General features: G+C 53.6%; 13 protein-coding genes. 8 read left to right on the top strand and 5 right to left on the bottom strand.

Annotation, left to right across the window (positions count from 1 at the left end):
• From HXY34_10500 to HXY34_10490, 3 genes are all read left to right on the top strand, one after another.
• Nucleotides 1–355 (top strand): chloride channel protein (locus tag HXY34_10500; protein NWF96557.1); only part of this gene is annotated, 355 nt, incomplete at its 5' end.
• Nucleotides 356–431: 76 nt separating this feature from the next.
• Complete coding sequence (locus HXY34_10495) at nt 432–3,680, top strand: S8 family serine peptidase (GenBank protein ID NWF96556.1); 3,249 nt, start codon at nt 432–434, stop codon at nt 3,678–3,680.
• A gap of 98 nt (nt 3,681–3,778) precedes the next feature.
• On the top strand, nt 3,779–4,147 hold the full coding sequence (locus HXY34_10490) for a hypothetical protein (GenBank protein NWF96555.1): 369 nt from the start codon (nt 3,779–3,781) through the stop codon (nt 4,145–4,147).
• A gap of 64 nt (nt 4,148–4,211) precedes the next feature.
• Here HXY34_10490 and serC read toward each other — a convergent pair whose 3' ends face one another.
• Nucleotides 4,212–5,303: a 3-phosphoserine/phosphohydroxythreonine transaminase gene (gene serC, locus HXY34_10485; protein ID NWF96554.1), complete on the bottom strand. Its 1,092-nt coding sequence runs from the start codon at nt 5,301–5,303 to the stop codon at nt 4,212–4,214.
• A gap of 24 nt (nt 5,304–5,327) precedes the next feature.
• Nucleotides 5,328–6,659, bottom strand: coding sequence for a DUF1015 domain-containing protein (locus HXY34_10480; protein NWF96553.1), 1,332 nt, complete (start codon nt 6,657–6,659; stop codon nt 5,328–5,330).
• 178 nt (nt 6,660–6,837) lie between these two features.
• On the opposite strand from HXY34_10480, the gene HXY34_10475 reads away from it, so the two are divergent.
• From HXY34_10475 to HXY34_10460, 4 genes are all read left to right on the top strand, one after another.
• Nucleotides 6,838–7,104 (top strand): DNA-directed RNA polymerase subunit M, encoded by a 267-nt coding sequence (locus HXY34_10475; GenBank protein ID NWF96552.1) that lies wholly within the window; start codon nt 6,838–6,840, stop codon nt 7,102–7,104.
• A gap of 130 nt (nt 7,105–7,234) precedes the next feature.
• The gene (locus HXY34_10470) at nt 7,235–8,113 is read left to right on the top strand and encodes a terpene cyclase/mutase family protein (protein NWF96551.1); all 879 of its coding nucleotides are present in this window, start codon (nt 7,235–7,237) and stop codon (nt 8,111–8,113) included.
• Nucleotides 8,114–8,131: 18 nt separating this feature from the next.
• On the top strand, nt 8,132–8,635 hold the full coding sequence (locus HXY34_10465) for an MGMT family protein (GenBank protein ID NWF96550.1): 504 nt from the start codon (nt 8,132–8,134) through the stop codon (nt 8,633–8,635).
• A gap of 72 nt (nt 8,636–8,707) precedes the next feature.
• A complete protein-coding gene (locus tag HXY34_10460; protein NWF96549.1) occupies nt 8,708–9,190 on the top strand; it encodes a hypothetical protein in 483 nt (160 codons plus the stop codon).
• 8 nt (nt 9,191–9,198) lie between these two features.
• On the opposite strand, the gene HXY34_10455 is transcribed toward HXY34_10460, so the two are convergent.
• On the bottom strand, nt 9,199–9,354 hold the full coding sequence (locus tag HXY34_10455; GenBank protein ID NWF96548.1) for a hypothetical protein: 156 nt from the start codon (nt 9,352–9,354) through the stop codon (nt 9,199–9,201).
• 116 nt (nt 9,355–9,470) lie between these two features.
• On the opposite strand from HXY34_10455, the gene HXY34_10450 reads away from it, so the two are divergent.
• Nucleotides 9,471–11,162: a hypothetical protein gene (locus HXY34_10450; GenBank protein NWF96547.1), complete on the top strand. Its 1,692-nt coding sequence runs from the start codon at nt 9,471–9,473 to the stop codon at nt 11,160–11,162.
• Between the two features lie 3 nt (nt 11,163–11,165).
• Here HXY34_10450 and HXY34_10445 read toward each other — a convergent pair whose 3' ends face one another.
• Both HXY34_10445 and HXY34_10440 read right to left on the bottom strand, forming a co-directional pair.
• Nucleotides 11,166–12,830: a hypothetical protein gene (locus HXY34_10445; protein ID NWF96546.1), complete on the bottom strand. Its 1,665-nt coding sequence runs from the start codon at nt 12,828–12,830 to the stop codon at nt 11,166–11,168.
• Nucleotides 12,831–12,900: 70 nt separating this feature from the next.
• Nucleotides 12,901–14,133 (bottom strand): hypothetical protein (locus tag HXY34_10440; protein NWF96545.1); only part of this gene is annotated, 1,233 nt, incomplete at its 5' end.

Below are 14,133 nucleotides of genomic sequence, written 5' to 3'. Positions count from 1 at the left end.
GTTCTACCCTTCCAATGTGCCTGCTTTCATGCTGCTTGGCATGGGTGCCGTCTTGGCCGCGGCCACAAACACTCCAGTCGCAACCACAATCCTCTTGCTGGAGATAAGCCACTCCTTCGACTTGCTGATTCCACTGGCAATCTGCGTATGTGTGGCGTACCTTGTCGGGGCAGGCACTTCCCTCTATGAAGGACAGAGAGTGACTCGTGATGATGAGGTCCCCGGTTTCTACCCGCAGTTCAAGATTCACTCCTCCGAGGTTTCAAAGCCCACTCCTCCTCCTTCAGGCAGTCCCCCGAACACCACCCGCAACAGAGATGAGAACTCCGTCCAGAAGCGAGTTGAAATAGATTAAAGAGCAAATGCCCGCACTAACATAGCTAGGATTCGCAGGAGGCTGCAATCACAGCCACCACCCATGAGGTGTTGCCATGAAGCGATTGCTATGCATGGTTCTCGTAGCTCTGCTTATTATGCCCGCATTGCCATCATTGACGGCTGACATGTATAATGAGGAAAGCGCCACTTCTACTGGGCTCGTGCTCACAGACTTTCATTCGGTAGCCGAGGCCTGTGAGGGCAGGGTCCCGCTCCTGATTCGAGTGTCCGACAGTCTATCCAGCACTTGGATCGAGGAGTTGCTCAATATGGGCATCGAATTCACACTCGAGTCGCCTCAGGAGAGCAGGATTGGTGACTACTACTTGGTTCAAGGCTCTCCCGACAGTGTGATGAGACTGATGGACTCGGGACTCGTGACCGGCTATCATCTGCAGACACCCGCACGTCATCTGGAGTCTCCACGGGACGTGTCAATCCCCGAGATACAGGCTAACGAGGCTTGGAACGCCTTGGATAAGATGGGCCGTAATCTGACGGGCGAAGGCATTCTCGTTGCGGACCTTGATTCTGGGGTGGACTGGCGACATCCTGACCTCTGGTTTGCGGGAGAACAGGAGTATGGCTGGGGTGAAGTGCTTCCGGATGCCAACCCCTCCAACGGTACGGACTGGATTGACATCAATGGGGACCACCTCGGGTCGCCTAGCGAAGTCCTGTACTATATTGACTTGGATAGCGATGCGGCGTTCGATGCATCCACCGACTGGATTTGGGTAGACAATGTGACGCAGGATGGCATTCCGCAAGAGGGGGAGCCTTTCTTCGTCGTAGAGGATCTGAATGGAAATGACCGTCTTGATCTTAACGAGAATCTCCTAATGCTGACTTTGCCCAAGACGAAGTACATCGTGCAGAGCGATGGTGGTTCTGGCACGGACGTCTATGTTCGAGGGATGAACCTCACATCTTCTGCACCGTTGGACACGGATGGCCATGGCACGGCTGTAGCAGGCATCCTACTGGGCGGTCAGCTGGGGTACAGGAAGTACGTGGGTGTTGCTCCAATGGCGGAGCTCATGATGCTCCGGGTGTTGGGCCCGCCAGGCACTTGGCTGACCGTTGAGGCTGCCCTGACATGGGCATTCAATCACGGTGCTGATGTCATACTGACTGAGATTGGCTCCTGGACCTATCAGTACCTTGACGGGAGTGGGAGCGACGGTTCCCCGGGAGCCGAAGCTGTGATTGACACTATTGTGGCCGCAGGAGTGCCAGTGATATCTCCCAGCGGGAACCTGGGTGGCAAGAGCAAGCATGCCCTGTTCACTGCACTCGCCAACACTCCCTACGCGGTGGACTTCACCGTTCCACAACCTGACGGAGTATACGTATTCTATGACATAGAGAATGTCTACATCACAGTGTTGTCGAGGAACGTCACCGACTTCTCATCCTGCAACTTCAGTCTTGTCTTCAATCTGAATGTGTGGGGTGGGCCTCCAAACGCGGTTCTGTATCTCCACCCCAACCTCGGGTATTACAACTTCGGAGGACCCGGGGACTCCATAGGCTGGGCAGGGAACACGGTGGTTGTACACTCGTTCATCTCTGTGTCCGACAGGTCAACCAGTATGGCAGGGATATGGATCAGCAACAACATCCCCACCACCACTATGCCTCCTTACCATCAGTTGAACATCACCGCGCCCATGCAGACGGTCTTTCATGCCTACATCTCTGATGACCAGTCATCATGGACTGGTGGTTGCGTCTGGATGAGCGATGTCGATGACCAATACGAGATCACGTGGCCTTCGACTGCCGATTCGGCCCTGAGCATAGCAAGCTACCGAACGCGGAACCTCGTTGGCGGAGAGACCATCGGTGACATTGCGGGATTCTCGTCGCGCGGTCCAAGGATTGACGAGGTCTTGAAGCAGGGTGTTGCGGCCCCAGGAGGTTATGATATCATCTCAGACTACACAAACGCGTCGGGGTGGTCCAACTGGTATAATGGATTCGGAGCTCTTCCATTCTCTCCTCGCTTTGGCGGCTATAGGTTGTTTAGTGGGACTTCTGCATCCGGACCACATGCAGCTGGATGTGCCGCTCTGATGATTCAGCTCTCTAACACATCAGGGTCGCAGATACGCTCAATCATCCAGAGTACTGCGCGCAACGACACATACACAGGCACACTGCCGAACCCAACATGGGGATACGGCAAACTGGATGTGTTAGCGGCAGTGTCATACTTTGACTCGACCTCTCCTGTCATCAATGCAATGAGCATCTCCCCGACTCCCGTCCACTATGGTGAGATGGTTACGGTGACCGCGAACGTCACCGATGATACCGCTCTACACACAGTCATGGTGAAGTACCAGGTTGGGGGTTGGACGAGTCCCGTGTCCGTTTCCATGTCTCTGGGTGGCAACGGTAATTACTCTGCATCAATCGGGTCATTTGTGTACAATACGACAGTCTACTATGCCGTGTTTGCCAATGATACTTCGGGCAACAGCATCGAGACTTCTCCGGCATCCTTCTGGGTGGGAGATGATACTGCCCCTTGGATTGGCAATGCTTGGCGAAACGCGACTACGCCCGGTGCGGGCAATGCTGTGGCAGTGTCGGTTGACGTGTCAGAGCCAGCTGGCGCATCAGGTGTTGACACGGTGCTACTCAACTACACCACGAACGGATGGTCAACATTTACCGTGGTGGTCTTGGTCTCAGGAGGGATGACCTATTCCGGAGTCATACCCGGACAGATTGAGGGGACTAACGTACAGTACCGCTTCCATGCAAACGATACGGAGGGCAATGTCAATTCCACAGATGTGCTCAGCTACGTTGTTGTTGCCAACGAAGAGAATCCGCCATCCATAGGGACTCCGACTAGAGATCCTGTGAACCCGACGCCTGCGGACACGGTTACGATATCCGTAGTTGTCACCGACGACACCGCCGTGTCTGAGGTGATTCTCTCCTACTATAATGGGACTCACTGGGTCAATGTCACGATGGTCCTTAGCAGTGGTCATTACGAAGCCATGATCCCTGCGTTGGCAGCTGGCACTGTCGTGACCTATCGAATCTATGCCTCGGACACACTGGGCAACTGGGCAGTTTCAGCCAATCAGAGCTACACAGTCCAGCAGTCAACGACGACCACAACGACGACCACAACGACGACCACAACGACGACCACAACGACGACCACAACGACGACAGGTGGTCCTCGAGCGCCGGATTTCCTACTCCTCATTCTGATGTTGGGAGCGATTGTAGTGTTGACTGCCCTCTGCCTAGTTCAGAGAAGGAGGAAGCAGTGACATGCAAGGATGCAGCATTCTCTGATTGTTGCTGAGATTCACTTATATTGGCTGAGTATCCTGCTGCACATCGTTGCATCATCCTGAGTGTATCTGAAATGAAACAAGTCGGGACGTTTGAACTGGCAATCTCGGAAGGGACGCTGGGCTCTCTGAGAGGACCCAAGAAGAAGATTCCAGTGGAGGTGCTCATCGACGATGAGAACACACTCGTCGTCTTGGACTGCACGAGCTGCAGCGAGCTTCTCAACAGTCGATTGCCAGGTGGCATCCTGATCCCGATAGCGTCGGCACTCAAGGCTTTCTTTGAGGAGCGAGGAATGCGAAACACAGACGTCAGGGTGAGTGGAAACATAATGCGTCGTACATATAGAGGCGTCATGGACGCGGCCTTGATGCCATCTCTTCGAGAAGCGCTGGTCAACGCTGTGAGTCAGTTTTCCAAGAAGCGAAAGAGCTCAGCATGAACCTCTTGTGACTGGAAAAAGAAGATTGCGGAGGCGCTGTTTCGCCTCCGCTCGCGCAAAGTGACTACTGGTTCTTGGCTTGAAACTCTGTCATGAATTCGCCAAGCACCTTCGCCGACTCAACTGTCACGGCATTGTAGAGTGATGCTCGCATGCCGCCGACGGAACGATGGCCCTTCAGCCCTATCATTCCCAGCTTCTTTGCCTCATCTGCGAACTTTGTCTCGAGCTCTTCTGAAGGCAGTCGGAATGTGATGTTCATCAGAGATCTCGAGTCCGGTCTTGCGTGTCCCCTGTAGAAGCCGCCTGAGGCATCAATGACATCGTAGATTATCTTGGCCTTCTGACGATTGACCTTCTCGATGGCCGGGATGCCTCCGACTTCCTTGGTGTAGTCAAGGGCAAGCTTTGAGATGTATATCGCGAAGACTGGGGGTGTATTGTACAGCGATGGCGCATCATCCTTTGCATGTGTCCTCCACTTGCACATGGTCGGGATGTTCTCTGGAGCTCTGCCGAGCAGGTCCTCCCTGACAATTACCACTGTGACTCCTGCAGGACCCAGGTTCTTCTGGGCACCAGCATATATCACTCCGAACTTCTTTACATCAACCACCCTTGCCATGAAGTCGGATGACATGTCACAGACCAGAGGCACATCCTCTGGAACCGTCGGCCAGTACGGCCATTCAGTCCCGTAGAGTGTGTTGTTGCTCGTGATGTGTCCGAATGCTGCACCAGCATTGAATCTGACTTCCTCTGGAATGAAGGTGTACTTCTGGTCCTTGGACGTTGCGACGATTCTTGTTTCGCCGAACAGCTTGGCCTCGGTGAGGGCCTTCTCAGCCCATCCCCCAGTGATGACATACTCCATTGGTTTGCCCTGAACTTGGAGGTTCATGGGCACCATGAAGAACTGCGTTGACGCCCCACCTTGGAGCCAGAGAATCTTGTAATCACTAGGCACGCGCAGGAGCTCTCTCAAGAGGTCCGTGGCTGCATAGTGGACTTTCTCATACTCCTTAGATCTGTGGGAGACCTCAAGGATTGACATGCCGGTGCCAGCAAAGTCCAAGAACTCCTCCTGAGCCTTCTTCAGGGCTGGAAGAGGAATGGCTGCTGGTCCCGGATTGAAGTTGTGTGCTCTTTTCGTCATTTACAATTGCCTCCAGTGTATACTTCACTTGACTCTGTTCATTGTGAACCCTGTCCACACCTTGGGCTGGAAGAAGGTGCTCTTCTGTGGCATCACTTCAAAGTTCCTCGAAACTGACTCGACATCCCTGACACGTGTCGGGTTCATGAAGAACGCTGCATGAGCTCCTTCCTTTACCGCCCTGATTGCCTCTTCTACAGCTTCGCCAACTCCCTTGATGTACGTGACGTAGCCGCCGCCTTTCATCGTGCCTTGGGAGAGCTTCGCCTTGTCAATCCCAAGTAGTCTGTCCAGAATGAGCGAGTGCAGTATTGACACATCCAGTCTTCGGAGTTCCTTCGACGCTTTCGGAAGGACCTCCTCCATCGCGCGTTCGTCCTTCAGAGTCAAGACATAGAACTTGCCGTCGTTGACAAAGAGGCCAAACGAGTGTTTGTCCTTGTCGAACTGCTTCGACATCGCAGCGAACATCTTCTCGGTGGAGTCATAGGTCTCGACGGTGAAGTGCGAGCTGATGCCCTTCAGGAGTGCGCCTGAGTCGAAGTTCTCCAAGTTCTGCACAACCCGATGGGTCGGAAGAATCACCAGCCCTGGATTAGAGATATTCACAAACGCCACCATGCGGTGTCTCGCCGCCTCCAGTTGCGGATTCTCCTTTGACAGCTGTAGGGCAGTCTTATACCTATGATGTCCATCAGCAATGATTACGTACTTGTCTGCCATCAGTTCTGTTATCCTTGTGTTTGTGGGCTTGTCATCTATGACCCAGATGCGGTGCCTGACATTCTCGTGGTCAACGACATCTGCCAACGGCTTCTTCTTCATGGCCTCGTTCAGGATTCTGTCGATTTCGCCCTTTGCGTCGGGATATATCACGAAGATCAATCCAAACTGCATCATCGTGGCCCGACACAGACTCAATCGGTCCATTATATCCTTGGGGAGAGTCTCCTCGTGTTGCAAGACGCCTGAGAATGTGCCCTTCTTCGGTGCCTCGGTCGCAAAGTCCTCAAGTCCCAAGAGTCCGATGAACCCGAATCTAAAGAGCTTCTTCCCGGCCACTTCAAAGTCCTGTCCGTATACGTAGAAGCTCTCTGTCGGGTCTTGGACTAGGACGCCCTGTTCAAGCCACTTTTCCAGAAGTTCTCCCGCCCGTGTGTATTGGTTATTGTGTTCGTTGTCTCCAGGTTGAGACTTGCTCTTGGTTATCCATGCGATGTTGTAGGGCGAGAGTCCCTGAAACTTGTCAATCATTTCTCCCTTGATTATGTCATAGGGTGGAGCCACAACTCTGTCATAGCTGCCTACTTTGGTCAGATTGTATCGGTAGGCTCTGAACGGTTTCACTCTTACCATAGAATTCACAACCGTCTTCTGGCGACTGCGGGTGACACCACAGGTTGCGGGCGGGCGGATACCTCGCCTATCATAAGCTTTTCCATCTTGCGCAGTTGACAGGGGCGACATCAGCATCAGACTTAAATGGAGATGTGACGGGAGGGTGAAGACTACAACAATTTCGGGGCGAAGTCTCTTGGAGTTCTGTGAGAAATGCGGAGCACTCATGCTTCCTCAGAAGAAGGACGGGAAGCCCATTCTCAAGTGTCGTGAGTGCGGTCATGAGAAGGCCGTATCAAGGGCTCCCAAGTATAAGGTTGAGTATCGTATCAAGCACAGTCCACGTGAGAAGATTGTTGTTGTAGAACATGATGACAGGCCCGACGATGAGCTCACAGAAGATGAGCGGAGAGAGCGCCGGAAGGAAATCCTCGAGTTCTATGAAGAAGAAGAGAGCGAGTGACCGTCGAGGATACCTTTAAGTTGTCGCTATCGTAATACTGTGTGTCATTTGGACGTGGGACTGACTGCCTTGTTCTCACCGGACGCCCATTATGGAGTTCACATGACACTGTGAATCAGGAGGAAATCCGTTGACCAATCCAGACCTCGGTCTCATGTACGACGCAAAGACGTTCGTTCTAAGCAATGGTAGCATTGCGGACAAACTCAGGCTTGCTTCTTCTGGTGTACAACTACCCAAAGAAGAGCTTGAGCAAGCAATCGCGGCTCTCGAGTCCATCCTCAATGAGGACGGCGGAGTGCCGTTCAACATGACACGCGGGAATCCAAGTTCGGTGAAGGAGACCGCCGAGATTCTCACCCTGCTGACGGAGTTCAAGAAGCCGCCCTCATCTCTTGTCGAGAAGATGGTCCAGTTTCTTGTCTCGCGGCAGAAGAGCGACGGCGGGTTTGCCGAGACACTGAACCTCGAGCCTTTCATAGAGGATAGGTATGGCAAGAAGGATGAGGTAGAGTGGTATCCAGTTGGTAAGAGCATCACATGGCTTACTGGGAAGGCCGCCGAAGCGCTTGCAAGGGCGGGACTCAAGAACGATGAGCGGGTGACCCGTGCTAGGGACTATCTGCTCCACACTCAGCACGAGGATGGTCATTGGCCGGACTATAAGGGCGCCCCCGAGTCGGATCCGCTGGGGACCGGTAACATCCTTGCAGGACTAGTTGCTGTTGGCGTGAACTCGAATCACGGGGTCTATGTGAGCGCTAGAGCTGCCCTATTTCAACACCTCAAGAACTCGATTGAAAAGAGATCGACTTACGACATGGTTGACTTGGCATCTGTCGGCCGACCGAATACCAAGAGTGAAGAGGAGGTGATCAAGCAGGGTCTCTCGCTGGTGCTCGGAACACAGAATAGTGATGGTGGCTGGTCGGACCTCGGGTCAAAGAAGAGCAACCCCGAACTCACTTCACTTCTGGTATATGCTGTCTCAAAGTGTTCCAGAAAATGAAGCGAACCGTGAATTGAGATGTGTAAGAGACTGGCAGTCGTCGAAAGAAATGGGCTATGTGCCGCCGGGGTGTTCACCCCGGGCGGCCTCTATTCCTGTTCGCTTCCCAGTGAGTCCCTTGAGCGTGCTGTACGTTCCGCTGGAGGTGAGGGACTCCGTCGAGAAGACCTCCCGGATGACCTTGTGGTGGTCAACTACATTCTAGACATCTATGAAGGGATTGATGTTCCTGAATTGCCCCGAGTGCGTCTTGACTTCTCAGGTCTGAGTGGCAAGACTCAAGCGGTACTGACATCTCTCATGAAGGTCCCAAGAGGCATGACTGTGACCTATGGGCAGCTTGCGAGCATGGCTGGTCTGCCTAGGGCCTCCCGCTTCGTCGGGAATGTGATGGCCAGAAACCGCTATGCGCCCATAGTGCCTTGTCACAGAGTCGTCTCAGCCAGTGGCATAGGTGGTTATGGCCTCGGGATCGAGTTGAAGAGGGCATTGCTGCGGAAAGAAGGCGCACTTGCGGACTGATTTTCTAGAACGCTTTAAACTGAGGATGCAGTAAGACACTCTGGGACCAAAGCTCTACGGGAGCGTGAGTCGTTGAACCTGCGAGTCAGAAGAAACGGTGAAATTGTGGAGCTCAGGAAAGTCGAGCTCGAGACTGTGTGTCCTCCTCTGTATCGCACCACGATTGGCTACAACTCTCTGAAGCGACTTGGATACTCGATATCGTTCATCCGGCCGAAGAAGAGTGCCAACGGGGACTTTGAGCGCATCAGGTACAACTTCATCGAGCGTGGGACACTCACAAGACAGCTTGAAGGCGAGCTTGAGCCGGACATGAAGCGAGGGATTCTGAACCAACTGCCACGAGGCGACTTCAATATAGTACTACTTCTCACTCAGGTGCCTCGACGTGGTGTTAACATCCGTCTTGACAAGTTCACCTACGAGTTCCTCTCTGCCGTCCTCATAAAGAACAGTGAGATACTCGACATGGTGATGGAAGCGACCCCGACACGGGACCTTCTCATGCCAATGTACGAGGGACTGGAGTCACAGAGTGTTCAAGCAGCAAACTGAGTCCTGATCTACAGCCTTCGACTCAGTGGGGTGGCCTTCTCCTCAACTCTGCGGAGTTCCTCTCTCTTCTTCCGCGTACGATATCCCATGACTGCCGCTCGTCCTAGCAAGATTAGAAGTGGCACCACCCACCAGATGATGAAAAAGCTGTAGTCAATCTGCATCTCTGTACTCACCATGGCTGCTGAACGGAGCGAATTAAGTGTATTGTAGGTGGCACTGGCGTCAGTCAGTCTTATGTGCGAGTGAGTGGAACCGGACTCATCGGAGTCGAACAGCAGTGGGTGCAAAGGCCAGAGAAGTCCCAAAGATGATTGCCGCCTTTGGTGCGCGCGAGTTCGAAGAGACCGGTGCAGAAGCAGTCGAGGTACTAAGGGTCAAAGCCGAGACCATTAGGAAGTACTTCAAGCAGCTTCACGGCACCGCCTTCCTGGTAGGGGTCATCAACAGGGACCGTGTGCGTGTCTACTTCTTCAGTCCTGCTGGAACCTTGCTTCTGGGCGAGAACATGGACGAGAAGACCTATGGGGCGCTCCGGCTCACTGCCAGACTGCTGTCTCGCTACGAGAAGCCGCGAGAACCCACTCCTGAGGAGCTTCGGATGGAGGCGACCGAGGAGCTGAGAGGTCTACTCTCAAGGTCAATCAAGCGTGTTGCGCGGCTCTTGGGTGTCTCAGAACCGCGATTTCCATCGCTCTATGTCAGCAGAGGTGTGGTCGGGGAGTCCAATCAAAGCTTCGGGATGCGCATCGAGGATGACGGGGTGCTGTTCTTTGAGGAGAACTCAGTCAATGCGCCGTGGGTTGAAGGACTCGCCATTCGAGCTGGATTCGTCTTGTGCTGTCCAACCTCGTCCATGCGCGATGACTTCACTCATCTGGTTGGCAATGCCATCTCGTTTTCGGAACTGCGACCGCCTGTCCAAGAGAAGTGGTTGGAAGCTTGGAAGACGCGGAGCAAGAACAGTGCTCTTTGTGCCTTTATCCCTCACTTCATCAAGAACTCCGAGACCTATTCTCACAGAGGGTTCAGATGGCTCCTGTCTCTGATTGAGGCTGGCGTCGGCAGCATGAACAGTGACGTACTGTTGAGAGCTCTGGAAACCCTCCATACCAGCCTAGAAGTACCCGTCGGCACTGAAGAGCTTCATCTCATCAAGGGACTTCTATCCACGCTTAACAGTCCTCACCGGCTGAACCAACGACGTCACACTGATGCGGCCATGCATCTTGCCCCAAGGGCGGTCTGCAACACATCACTACTGGGGTCCGAACTGATGTTGAGGATCTGCGCTCCCGAAGAGGCGAGTCTCGACTCACGGGTGCGCGTGCGCTACCTTGAAGGGTCTATTGAGCGATGCTTGGAGTTGGGTTCGATGCAGGGTGAGAGAGTGTTGTCGCTGAGTTATCACCTGGATTTGGACGACATGGTGCCAAAGTCGGGTGGTGTCATGTCACATGGTCGCGCAGTGGTTGCATGGGCTCTCTCGAGGATTGGTCTGCGTGAGAAGGACTCGACTCCATTCCACATCAGGATGAGCTTCGGTTCGCATGAACAGCTTCCAGCCGACCTGCAGGCCGTTCTGGAGCGACTGGCGATTGGCCAACTAGAAGTCCTGTCCGATACCCTCATCGGATCCACGCAGCGTGTCGAATCTCTGGTACGTGCCGGTCATGTAGTACTCCTGCCTGACTTCAGTCATATTGGTGTGGAGCCCTCGCTCCTTCTTAGTGGTCCGGCCGAGACCGTTGAGGACGTCTCCTCGCGGGCGTTGGAGGCGACTGTGTTCAATACTGGCAACACAGGTTATGCCATTGTGTCTGCTACGGCCACATGGGAGCGGGCTGTTCTCAGCGAGGCTGTTGCGAGAAGAGTCGCGGTCTATCCGATACTGGCTAGCTGGTCGAGCTGCGGACTATTGCGGCATGAAGAGCTGATGCCCAAATCTGTGGACGGCCTTCTCTGGAGATGACACTTATGGGAATGTCTCCACTACTGTGCCTATCGCTCGAGTGTTTGCTTCCCGCAGAACAATCTTATCCCCCACGCTGATTACTTCGGGATGGAGCATCAGTTCTAATCGAACCTTTGCGAAGTCGCCCACTGTCAGGTAGTCCGCGTCGAATATCTTCTTGAGGACTACTGGGTGCTGAATTGTATGGCACTGCATGACCGGTGTATAGCCCTCGGTGATTCTCGTCGGATGCCTGGTGACCACAATGTTGGCGTCTAACGTGCGGCAGCTCCTGATGTCCTCGTCCGCATCTGCCACAATCTGACCTCTTCTTACCATGTGCTTGTCAATGTCCTTTATGTCGAATCCGAAGAGGTCCCCTGCTTTCACAGTACTCACACGTTTCTTGAACATCTCAATCGTGAAGACGCGGCCTTCCAACATCCGGCCGTTCTCGTCAGGACCGACAACCACACTCTGCCCCTTCTTGAACACCCCTCTCTTGACGGTGCCAGTCACTACGACGTTGGTGCCTCTTATTCCGCGATAGACCTTGTCCACGTATGCTCTGGCTGACAGGCCAAGGTCTCTCTCTGACATTCCAGAGGGCAGTCCTCGGAGCAGCTCGGTCAGCATGTCCAGGGACTCGTTCTGTGTTGCAGCCATCCTGACCACGGGCACGATGACTCCATTGCCAATCTCCTTGAGCACAGGGGGCATGTCTTCGAAGCCTCTCACGTTTACAGGTATCCTGCCTATCTCCCTCAGAGTGTCCTTGACAACCTCGGATACCAGTTCTAGTCTATCGCTCGATGCCCTGTCCACTTTGGAGATAATGACAATGAACGGCAGGTGATGGCCAGCCATGAGTACCATGTGTTCCCTTGTGATGTCATCGAGCCTTCTGATGCCGGTCCTTATCTCCTCGCCCTGAATCAGTGCAGCCTCCTCAGCAGCTGGGACCAAGATAAGGCCATACTGTGCATCCGCTCCCAGTATGCTTCGAATCATGGTCTTGCTGTACTCTTGATGACCTGGAGCATCGAAGAACGTCAGAATCTTGGTGGACTGATCCAGCACTCTGGCGGCCTCCTCCTTGCTGAGGGGGTTCTCCAAGTGAATGTGCTTTCCTTCAGACGAGAACCCCATGAATGCCAGATGGATGTCCGCCGTCTGGCCTTTGGCAATCTCTTGAGGATGCGTCAAGAGAAATGACCGAGCCCTGCCGCTGCCGTTGTCAGGCTGTCCTGTGACTATGGCGCCTACAAGCGTTGACTTCCCAGAGTCCACACGCCCAGCAACGTTGATTGAACAGGTCTCCTTCGTTTCCGGAGCTTCTATCCTCTTCAGCAGGTAGGCTCCCACAAGTCCCCGCGGAGTCTCTATTGTTTCATCCTCGACTATCTCGACGCCCGCCTCTTTGCAGACTTCTTCGAGAACGGCATGAGCTTTCTCAATCTGCTCTTCGGAGAGCCCGTAGAGTTTCCACTCTCTGCCGTTGACGTCTTCGACGCCGACCAGAAGCCGCCCCTCAAATGGACTCTCACATGTCATGAAACGAACACGTGACACTATCCGCTGTCGTTTCTCTTCCTTCAGGTCTGCCTCGGTGAGTTCCCTCTTGAATTCCACATTGCGGGTCTCACCAATCCTGAGTATCCTCCGTAGCTCCTCCATTGATGTCAATGACAGGCACTCTCAATGTGTCTTCCTGACAAATCATGTGATATAAGTAGAGCTGTAGTGCGCGACGAGTCTAGGCGCTGCTCTGTAAGAAGATCTCTCTCACCATCCTCTCGGCCCTATCGAACTCATCTGCCCTGATGCCATCCGAAACCCTGGTGGTGGCATAGGCCTCCTCGTATCTCTGAGCGAACTCGCGCAACAGGTAGCGAATCTCAAATGACTCTTGACTCGCGATTAGCGCCACAATCCGACGTGGCGTGTACTCCATCAGTAGCACAAAGCCCTCATGGTTTATCGACCTGAGGAGACCCACATCACCCATGAGATGGCTAGTGAATGAAATGATTGCCGAGATGAAACCGCCAATGAGTATTCCGTCCATCTGAATGTCTGTCTCGAACCTATGAACGAACTCGGTTAGACCTGACTCTCTGTCCAGAGTCAGAAGGACATGAAGGTCTGGTCTGGGGACCTCTTTGAGCTGACCTGCTGGTCTGAAACCCGTTGCTCGGTCCAATGACCTTGCAAGACCACTCCTGTCAATGCTCGTTGGGGATGGAATCTGACTGGTGGCAAGCGTCCCCATCTGCATCTCTGCCTCCCTTATCAGGCGTGTATCTCCTACAAAGGATGCCACGCTTGACGCTCTCTCAAGATCGCCCTTCGCCTCATGTGTCTTGCCTGCGAGAACGAGGATTTGACTTCTGAGAAGCAGTGACTGAGCATACAGTGACTGTAGTTCCTGCTCCTTTGCAATCTGAATGAGGTCATCAAGATGGTACGCTGCTCTGGCCAGTGCATCCTGGTTGCTCCCGTCTAGAAATGCCTTCATGTATGATCTGGACAGCTCCAGTTCTGCACGGACCATGAGTTCGAACACATGGTTCTCCTTTGCCACCCTCAAGACCTTCTCGAGGGATCTCACCGCGTCACTGTATCTACCAGCCTCAGAATCACAGATTCCCCTTGCGTACAAATAGAGCCCTCTCTGCAGTGGCTTCTCCGAGTTGTCTGCAATCTTCCTGGCACGCTCCAAGTAGGTGCTCGCTTCTCTCTCTCTTTGCATTCGTGCCATGAGTATGGCCTGCCAGACGTATATCTCAATCATGCCCTTGCGCGTCTTGTCCTCCAGTCGGCTTGCCCTCGCAAGATAGTCCTCTGCTTCTGCATATCGACCCAAATGTATGCCTATCTCTCCCATATTGGCAAGGCTCGCCTGCCTTCCAATGTCCGTGTCCATGATTTCGTAAGCTGCCCTGAAGTTCTCAAGTGCGTCTTCGAGCCTCAGCGCGTTAAGCCTGAG

This window comes from Candidatus Thorarchaeota archaeon (genome assembly GCA_013388835.1).
In the GTDB taxonomy this organism is placed as follows: Archaea; Asgardarchaeota; Thorarchaeia; order Thorarchaeales; family Thorarchaeaceae; genus JACAEL01.
This window is presented reverse-complemented; position numbering and strand designations above follow the sequence as displayed.